This is a genomic window from Amycolatopsis sp. NPDC114484 (genome assembly GCF_055633755.1).
This window is the reverse complement of record NZ_JBVKDQ010000033.1, coordinates 70,886-79,040: the sequence shown is the minus strand read 5'-3', so window position 1 is coordinate 79,040 and position 8,155 is coordinate 70,886. Positions and strand designations below refer to the sequence as shown.

8 protein-coding genes are annotated in these 8,155 nt (G+C 69.3%); 4 read left to right on the top strand and 4 right to left on the bottom strand.

The features are described 5' to 3' along the window. Positions 1 to 323: 323 nt before the first annotated feature. The gene (locus ACZ7SW_RS41975) at positions 324 to 2,561 is read right to left on the bottom strand and encodes a hypothetical protein (RefSeq protein WP_470235938.1); all 2,238 of its coding nucleotides are present in this window, start codon (positions 2,559 to 2,561) and stop codon (positions 324 to 326) included. A 128-nt stretch (positions 2,562 to 2,689) separates the two neighbouring features. Here ACZ7SW_RS41975 and ahcY point away from each other — a divergent pair, with 128 nt between their 5' ends. Then, positions 2,690 to 4,162: an adenosylhomocysteinase gene (gene ahcY, locus ACZ7SW_RS41970; RefSeq protein ID WP_470235934.1), complete on the top strand. Its 1,473-nt coding sequence runs from the start codon at positions 2,690 to 2,692 to the stop codon at positions 4,160 to 4,162. Positions 4,163 to 4,214: 52 nt separating this feature from the next. Here ahcY and ACZ7SW_RS41965 read toward each other — a convergent pair whose 3' ends face one another. Then, a complete protein-coding gene (locus ACZ7SW_RS41965) occupies positions 4,215 to 4,757 on the bottom strand; it encodes a helix-turn-helix domain-containing protein (RefSeq protein WP_470235933.1) in 543 nt (180 codons plus the stop codon). A gap of 47 nt (positions 4,758 to 4,804) precedes the next feature. Here ACZ7SW_RS41965 and ACZ7SW_RS41960 point away from each other — a divergent pair, with 47 nt between their 5' ends. Beyond that, the gene (locus ACZ7SW_RS41960; RefSeq protein WP_470235932.1) at positions 4,805 to 5,269 is read left to right on the top strand and encodes a YbaK/EbsC family protein; all 465 of its coding nucleotides are present in this window, start codon (positions 4,805 to 4,807) and stop codon (positions 5,267 to 5,269) included. A gap of 3 nt (positions 5,270 to 5,272) precedes the next feature. Here ACZ7SW_RS41960 and ACZ7SW_RS41955 read toward each other — a convergent pair whose 3' ends face one another. Then, positions 5,273 to 6,235: a hypothetical protein gene (locus ACZ7SW_RS41955; RefSeq protein WP_470235931.1), complete on the bottom strand. Its 963-nt coding sequence runs from the start codon at positions 6,233 to 6,235 to the stop codon at positions 5,273 to 5,275. Between the two features lie 366 nt (positions 6,236 to 6,601). Here ACZ7SW_RS41955 and ACZ7SW_RS41950 point away from each other — a divergent pair, with 366 nt between their 5' ends. Both ACZ7SW_RS41950 and ACZ7SW_RS41945 read left to right on the top strand, forming a co-directional pair. Then, positions 6,602 to 6,847 carry a hypothetical protein gene (locus ACZ7SW_RS41950; RefSeq protein WP_470235930.1) on the top strand — a complete coding sequence of 82 codons (246 nt, stop codon included), beginning with the start codon at positions 6,602 to 6,604 and terminating at the stop codon, positions 6,845 to 6,847. 26 nt (positions 6,848 to 6,873) lie between these two features. Beyond that, positions 6,874 to 7,515, top strand: coding sequence for a dTMP kinase (locus tag ACZ7SW_RS41945; RefSeq protein ID WP_470235929.1), 642 nt, complete (start codon positions 6,874 to 6,876; stop codon positions 7,513 to 7,515). Here ACZ7SW_RS41945 and ACZ7SW_RS41940 read toward each other — a convergent pair. After that, positions 7,512 to 8,084 carry a TetR family transcriptional regulator gene (locus ACZ7SW_RS41940; RefSeq protein WP_470235928.1) on the bottom strand — a complete coding sequence of 191 codons (573 nt, stop codon included), beginning with the start codon at positions 8,082 to 8,084 and terminating at the stop codon, positions 7,512 to 7,514. The two genes, ACZ7SW_RS41945 and ACZ7SW_RS41940, sit on opposite strands and share 4 nt — an antisense overlap. Positions 8,085 to 8,155 lie beyond the last annotated feature (71 nt).

Sequence of the window (8,155 nt, the reverse complement as noted above, 5' to 3'; positions counted from 1 at the left end):
TTTTTTTGGGGAGAGGACCCCAAAAGTGTGTTGGGGAGGGGGGGTGGTGGTCACTGGAAAACAAGAAAAACCCCCCAAAAAACCCCCCCGCCGCCCGCATTTTTGGCTTCGTATCGGGGTGCGGGGGGTGGGGTGGGTGCATGGTTTGGTGGGTGCATCGGCTGCGGTTTGGCATTGGGGCGCATCGCGGCGGGCGGTGAGCTGAAGGGCTCCTTGAGGGAATCTAATTCCGTGGAGGGCCTTCACGGACCGTCGAGGGTCGTGAGGGGAACCCTGGGGGAATCAGGGGCTGTGAGGGTGGCCCTCACAGGCAGTCTCGGGGCTTAGCGGGGGCGGGGCAGGTCGCCGAAGAGGGAACCTTGTTCACCCAGGGTGCGGGCTCGGCCGTGGGGGCGGCCTAGGCCTGCGGCCATCGCTACTGCGTTGTCCCACTCCGGATCGGCCAGGTACTCAGTGTGTTTGAGGACTCCGGGGGCCCAGCGGCTGCGGCCGTCGGGGGCTCGCAGGGGGTCGGGCACCCAGTGGTCGCCGCCCAGGATGAGGACTCCTGCGTCGTCTGGGGTTGCTTCCAGGGCTCCCCATTTGCCGTCCGGGAGGTAGCCCTCGCCTAGCAGGTGGCCACCGCTCGTTTGGTGTCGCCAGGTGGTTACGCCGCCGCCGAAGATGTCTGTTCCTCGGCATAGGGCGCGCCAGCGGCCGTCCAGCGACGCGAACAGTTCGGCCAGCGAATCCTGCGGCAGGACTGCGGGGAAAGCACGTTGGTAACCCCACTGCAGGGGCGAGCCCGCGGTGAGCAGGCCGACTCGGTCGCGTTCTTCCGGGGGGAGTTCGGCGGACAGTTGGGCGGCCGTGAGCACCGTGAGGATGCTGCCCAGGTTCAGACCGGACAGCACGACTCGGGTGCCGGGTTCGGCTAGGTGTTCTTTGACTCGGTCCGCCAGTTCGGGGACGACTTTGAGTGCGTAGCAAGGCGGTACGCCGGGGTGTGCGGCGCGCGGCCAGAAGGAGACGAGGTCCGCTAGGGCGCCTAGGTGGCGGCTTCGTTGGGGGGAGCGGGCCGCGGAGTAGACCACTCGCAGTAGTCCGGCGGCTAGCGCGCCGAGCGCGAATACGCCGATCGCCGAGACTGTGGTGAACCAGTTGGGCTGCAGGTTGAAGCCGAACCGTACGACCAGCAGGGCGATCGCGCCTACGCATAGGCCCAGGGCGACGATCAAGGCCAGGTGGTGCAGGTGGCGGCGTTCCCAGGCGGAGCGCGCCCAGGCTCGCGCGGCGTCTTGTTCCTGCTGCTCGTCGTGTTCCATCAGTTCGACGATGGGCGGGATGCCGCGTCGGCGGCGGCGCAGGGGGATGCCGATGGCGTACCCGGCGATGGCGAGCAGGGCCATCAGGCCTAGTCCGCCGCCCCACAGGACGGTGACCAGGTCGTACGTCGTGGGCAGGGAAAGCTTTTCGGCGCGGAGCAGTTTTCGGACGGCGATCGCCAGTCCGGCGCCGAAGCCGCCGCCCAGCAAGCCGGCGAGGGCGAGAACCGGGGCCGCGGCCCAGCCGCCCAGCCACGGGCGGAGCCGGCGCGGGCGGTCGCGCCAGGCGGGGCGCGCCAGCAGTGCCGACGGGATCAGCGCGAGTGCGAACAGCAGGGTGACCACCAGCAGAGAACCGCCGAGGCCTTCGACGGTGTTGTCGACGCCGGGGAGCCGGTTGTCGACCGGCTTGGCCAGCACGGCGGAGAAGATGACCAGCAGCGTCGCGAAGGTGATCAGGCTTCGGCGGGCGATGGCGCCGGTGTCGCTGCCGATCGCGCCGCCGATCAGGACCGCGAGGACCAGCGCGAGGGTGCAGATCCACGCGATCAATTCCGGGATTTTCGTGGGCACGTGGAATGGTCCGCCCAGCAATAGCAAGGCGATGCAGGCGAGTGCGGCAACGGCGTGTGTCGCGGACATTCCGGGCGCTTCCGGATCCGCGCGCAACCGCATCGGGACGCCTTTGCGGCCGGGCTGGTCAGGCGGGCGCACTCGCCAGTTCGTGGACGAGATCCGGTGCAGGGCGTAGACCAAGGCCAGGAGCACTGCGACGCCGACGCCGATTCGCAGCGGGCCCTTGCGCAGCTCCGGAGCCACCCAGGTCAGACACGCTCGTCCGGGTGCGAGGCATTGCGTCGCGACGAGATCCAGCACGGCCGCCGCGACCTGGCTGACCAGCAGCATGGTGAGCAGCACCGCGGCGATCCGCAGCAGGCCGCGGCACAGGCCGCCGATCCAGCGGCCGCGGTGCACCGGCGGCAGCATCCAGAACGCGACGTTCGCCAGCGAGAACGGGAACAGCAGCGCCCAGGCGGCCTTCGCGACGCCGCCCGACGTCATGCCGCTCCACAGGTAGCCTTCGACAGTGCGCGGGATCGACCGGCCGAGCGCGGGCACCACCGGACCGGGTGCCGGACGCCGCAGCCGGTCGGCCGGGCGCACCACGCGGCCGAGTTCGTCGCCGGCGACGTCGACGGTCTGGACCGTGTCGAGGAGCGTCTCGCCGCTCGTGCCCACGAGTCCGGACACCCTCATTTCGACGATGCGGGTGTCAGGGCCGGGGAGCGGGGCGGGCACGGTGATTCTCTCCTCATCCGTTCGAGTCAGGGTCGAGCCGACAACGGTACTGTTCAGGTGCCATCAAACCTTGGAGGAACCGCACTATGACCCCCGAAAGCGTTGTCAAGCGGCACGACACCCGGGGCGGCATCGAATTCGCCGTCGCCGATCTCGAGGCCGCCGAGTTCGGCCGGAAGGAGATCCGGCTCGCCGAGCACGAGATGCCCGGCCTGATGGCGCTGCGTCGCGAATACTCCGAGGTGTACCCGCTGCGTGGGGCGCGAATCGCCGGTTCGCTGCACATGACCGTGCAGACCGCGGTGCTGATCGAGACGCTGGTGGCGCTTGGCGCGGAGGTGCGCTGGGCTTCGTGCAACATTTTCTCCACCCAGGACCACGCCGCGGCCGCGGTCGTCGTCGGGCCGCACGGCACCGCCGAGGAGCCCAAGGGCGTCCCGGTGTTCGCGTGGAAGGGCGAGACGCTCGAGGAATACTGGTGGTGCACTGAGCGGATGCTCACGTGGGAGGGCGAAGGCCCGAACATGATCCTCGACGACGGCGGCGACGCCACCATGCTGGTGCACAAGGGCACCGAGTACGAGAAGGCGGGCGTGGTTCCGTCCGCCGACGACGAGGACCCCGAGGAGTGGAAGGTCTTCCTGGAGCTGCTGCGTGCTTCGGTCGCGGCGGACAAGGGCAAGTGGACCGCTATCGGGCAGAGCGTCAAGGGCGTCACCGAGGAGACCACCACCGGCGTGCTGCGGCTGTACCAGCTGGCGGCCGCGGGCGAGCTGCTGTTCCCGGCGATCAACGTCAACGACTCGGTGACCAAGTCGAAGTTCGACAACCGCTACGGCATCCGGCACTCGCTGATCGACGGCATCAACCGCGGCACCGACGTGCTGATCGGCGGCAAGGTCGCGGTGGTCTGCGGCTACGGCGACGTCGGCAAGGGCGCGGCGGAATCGCTGCGCGGCCAGGGCGCCCGGGTGATCATCACCGAGATCGACCCGATCTGCGCGCTGCAGGCGATGATGGACGGCTACGAGGTCAAGCGCCTGGAGACGGTGCTGGACGAGGGCGACATCTACGTGACCACCACGGGCAACAAGAACGTGGTGATGGTCGAGCACATGGCGCGGATGAAGCACCAGGCGATCGTCGGCAACATCGGCCACTTCGACAACGAACTCGACATGGCCGGTCTCGCCCGCTACCCCGGCGTGCGGCGCGTGAACATCAAGCCGCAGGTCGACGAGTGGGTGTTCCCGGACGGCAAGAGCATCCTCGTGCTGTCCGAGGGACGGCTGCTGAACCTGGGCAACGCGACCGGGCACCCGAGCTTCGTGATGTCGAACAGCTTCGCGAACCAGGTCATCGCGCAGGTCGAACTCTTCACCAAGACCGAGGAGTACGACAAGGAGGTCTACCGCCTCCCGAAGAAGCTGGACGAAAAGGTCGCCCGGATCCACCTGGAAGCACTGGGCGGCGAACTGACGAAACTGTCGAAGGAACAGGCGGAATACATCGACGTGGACGTCGAGGGCCCGTTCAAGTCGGAGCACTACCGTTACTGATCGCTGACGCCGAAGCCGCCCCGGAATTGGTTTCGGGGCGGCTTTTGGTTATCTAGCGCGGATACCGCATCGTCAGCACCGCGGTAGCCGGTCCGCCAATTCCGCGGTACACATGATCCGTTTCCGCGATAAACGTATGCGTTCCCGCCGCGGAAACCGTCACCGGCGCGTCCACCGGCCCCACCTCCGCTGTCCCGGTCAGCACCGTCAGCACCTCCCGCACCCCAGGGCTGTGCGGATGCGACACCTGGACCCGCTCGTGGATCGTCAGCCGGTACACCTCGGTCACCCCGTCCGCGTCCTCCCAGCGGCCGAGCAGGGTCGCGGCCACGCTGTCGCCGTGTGCTTCCGCCGTGCCGTCGTCGCCGAAGAGCAAGTCGCTCAACGGGATCGACAACGCGGTGGCGATGGCGAACAGCGTGTCCAACGTCGGGTTCCGGCGGCCGTTTTCCAGTTCCGACAGCGTTCCCTTGCCGAGGCCGCTGTCGGCGGCGAGCGTGGACAGGCCGACGCCCGCGCGGGTGCGCAGCGTCCGGATGCGGGTACCGACCGCCGCGGCGAGCGCGCGGCCGTCCGGGGCGGGTGACGTCGACACCCGGCCTAGTCTAGTGTTCTGTTTACAGAACAGCTGGAGGTGTGCGGATGTCGGCAATGCGGAATGTGCAGGACGCGCTCGACGAGGCAGGCGTCGATGGTCAGGCGCGGACTCTCCCGCAGTCCACGCGGACGGCGGCCGAGGCGGCGGAAGCGCTGGGCTGTCCGGTCGGCGCGATCGCGAACAGCCTGGTCTTCCTGGCCGACGACGCCCCGCTGCTGGTCTTGACCAGCGGTGCGCACCGGGTGGACGTCGACGCGCTCGCCGCGAAGCTCGGGCGCGGCCGGATCCGCCGGGCCAAGCCGGACGAGGTGCGCGCGGCTACCGGGCAGGTGATCGGCGGGGTCTCGCCGGTCGGGCACCCGGCGCCGCTGGAGACGGTGGTCGACGAGGCGTTGCGGCAGTACGACGAGGTGTGGGCCGCGGCCGGGACGCCGAACGCCGTCTTCCCGACGACGTTCGACGAACTGGTCCGGATCACCAAGGGCACGCCCCAGCGGGTGGACGGATAAAGCTCAGTTCCATTCCACCGCGATGCCGGCCAGTCCCGGGCCGGTGTCGCGGAAATACCCGCTCGTCACGCCGCCGGTGTCGCACGGCAATTCCTCCGCCTCGACCGGAAGGGCGTCGTCGCGGGCGCGGACCTCGCGGGTGATCCGGGCGGGCATCGCGGTCGGCGCGAACTGCAGTTGCAGCAGATAGCTCGCGCACTGGTCGCGCAGCATCCGGTAGTACCCGGGGAACGTCACGGCGGAATTGTCGTGGATTTCGAAGCAGAAAACGTGGATCTCGCCCTCGGCGAGCTTCCGGTCGAAAAGCAGCTCCGTCGCCATCGTTTCGCGGGCCGGGTGCCTGCGGATCCGGCCGACGCGGCAGCCTTCCGCGGTGATCAGCTCGACGTCGTCGATCCGGCAGCCGGGGTCGCCGTTGTAGACGGCCACGTAGCGGTCCGGGCCGTGCCGTCGCGCGCGGGTGACCAGCCGGGTCCGGAATTTGACCTGGTGCTGCTGCTCGTCGATGGTGATCTGGTCGTGCACCGACAGCATTTCCAGGTCGGAGTTCGACTGCCGGGACGTCGGCGGCGCGCCGAGGTCGCTCATCAGCTGCTCGACGATCGCGCCCATCTCGCCCGAGCGCAGGTCGTGGAACGACGCCGCCGCCTGGTGCCCGCGCGGACGGGCCGTGCGCGGGCCGATCAGCACGACCAGCGAGTCCGCGGGCAGCTGGAGCACCGACTCCAGCGCGCGGACCGCGGGCAGCGCCTTCGGCACCTCGGGCTGGCGGAGCCCGCGCTGCCAGTAGCTCAGCGTCGACTGTCCGATGTGGACGCCGCGGAGCGCGAGGTGCGCCCGCAGCCGGGCGAGCGACAGGCCGCGATGCGCGATCGCGAGCCGCAGTGCCTGGTGGAATTCTCCGGATCGCAGTGCTTCGCCGAGCTCGGGCGGCAGTTCACTCGCGCCGCGCCGGCCAGGTTCCATGATCAGTGGGCCATCCCCGTCTCGTGCCACCGCTGTCCCTTCAACGCCGCCCGTGCGCTGGGCGTGAATGCCGCGGAACGTTCACGTTAGCAGCGCGCGGTAACGGGTCTGGCCCCCGTTTGGTGTGCTTGGCCACGGAAGGGTAACCGTTCCGTGTTCCACCGCCGACCCGGAACACCCCCGTCGCCGGACAGGCATCTTGCTCGGAGTGATCGACCAGTTCACCGTTGTGACCACCACTGGCCACGTCTAGGCGGGAGGTGCGTCATGGGTCTGGGGAAACCGAATCACGTGGGGAGCACTGCCGGGCGGGTCCGGCGGTCCTCGACCACTTGCCGAAGGCACGTCGGACGCTTGCTGCTCCTCGTGGCGTTCACGGGCCTGGCGTTGCCGGTGTCGGCTCCGGGCGCGGGCGCGGCGCAGCCCGCCGACACCGGCAACGCCCACCTCACGGCCGTGCCACGCAGCGAGGTGGTGCCGAGAGACGGGCAGAGCACGCCGGCGGCGCCGCACGGCGACGACTGGATTCCGCTGCTCTGCCTCGCCGGGCTGCTGGTCGCGGTGCCGGTGGGTTACTTCGGCTACGTCCGCGCGCGCCGCGAGACAGCCTGAGCACGCCACCAAGTATCTTCGACGGCGTGGGGCGACTGGTCGTAATCGAAGGTCTGGACGGCGCGGGCAAGCGCACACTGTCCGAGGGACTGACTGCTGCGCTGAAGGACGCTGGCGCGAGCGTCGGCAGTCTCGCCTTCCCGCGTTACGGCCGCAGCGTGCACGCCGATCTGGTGCGGGAAGCGCTGCATCGCGGCCATGGCGACCTCGCCGATTCGGTGTACGGAATGGCGATGCTCTATGCCCTTGACCGCAGCGGTGCGGCAGAGGAGATCCGCTCGCTGCTCGCGGCCAACGACGTGGTCCTGCTGGATCGCTACGTCGCCTCGAACGCCGCGTACGCCGCCGCGCGCCTGCGCGAGCACGCGGATGGCGCTGTGGTGCAGTGGGTTTGGGACCTCGAGGTGACGCGGTTCGGCTTGCCGCGGCCGGACGCGCATCTGCTGCTGCGGGTGAGCCCGGAGGTCGCTGCCGAGCGGGCGGTGCGTCGGGCGGAGGCGGACGCGGCGCGGGCGCGGGACGCGTTCGAGTCGGACGATTCACTGCAGCAGCGTTGTGCCGCGGTGTACGACGAGCTGGCTGCTGCGTCGTGGCTCGCGCCGTGGCATGTGCTCGACGGCGTGGCTGGCGTTGATCTGCCGACGCTGGCGAAGTCCCTGCTCGCCTAACCCAACGCCGCGGTCGCGGTACGCAATTCGTCGAGCGCCTCGGCCGCCAGCGCGCCGAACTCCCGCTGATTGCCGTCCTCGATCCATCGGTGGAAGGCCGTTCCGAACGCGAGGCAGCCCAATTCGGCCGCGACGGTGACGGTCGGCTCGCCGAATCCGCGTGCGGCGAGCGCGTCGTGCATGGCCTGGACCATCTTGGCGCGCTTGAGCAATTCGCGTTCGAGCAGCTCGCTGTTCGCCGCCACGACCGGCCGCCGCGCTCGGGCCTGAGGCAGTCGCTCGCCGGTGAAAACCGCGGCGACGGCGTCCAGGGCCCCGCCGACCGCTTCGAACGGCGTCGCGTCCGCTGGCGTGCCGGAGATGCCCTCGGAGAACAGCCGGGTCAGTTCCTCCTGGCCCCCGAACAGCACTTCCCGTTTGTCGGCGAAATAGCGGAAGAAGGTCCGCTTCGTCAGGCCGGCGCGTTCGGCGATTTCGGCGACCGTGGTCTGGTCGTAGCCGCGTTCGGTGAACAGGTCGAGCGCGGCCCGTTCCAAGCGTTGGCGTGCGTTCGGTTCCCAGCGGCCCATGCCGTCAGTCTAGGTGATGACACCGGATGACATCAGGCGTACGGTGATGGCACCAGGTGTCATCAACTGCG

Coding starts and splice junctions, on each gene's coding strand:
- ACZ7SW_RS41975 (WP_470235938.1), bottom strand. CDS start 2,561: ATGAGGGTGTCCGGACTCGTGGGCACGAGCGGCGAGACGCTCCTCGAC.
- ahcY (WP_470235934.1), top strand. CDS start 2,690: ATGACCCCCGAAAGCGTTGTCAAGCGGCACGACACCCGGGGCGGCATC.
- ACZ7SW_RS41960 (WP_470235932.1), top strand. CDS start 4,805: ATGTCGGCAATGCGGAATGTGCAGGACGCGCTCGACGAGGCAGGCGTC.
- ACZ7SW_RS41955 (WP_470235931.1), bottom strand. CDS start 6,235: ATGGAACCTGGCCGGCGCGGCGCGAGTGAACTGCCGCCCGAGCTCGGC.
- ACZ7SW_RS41940 (WP_470235928.1), bottom strand. CDS start 8,084: ATGGGCCGCTGGGAACCGAACGCACGCCAACGCTTGGAACGGGCCGCG.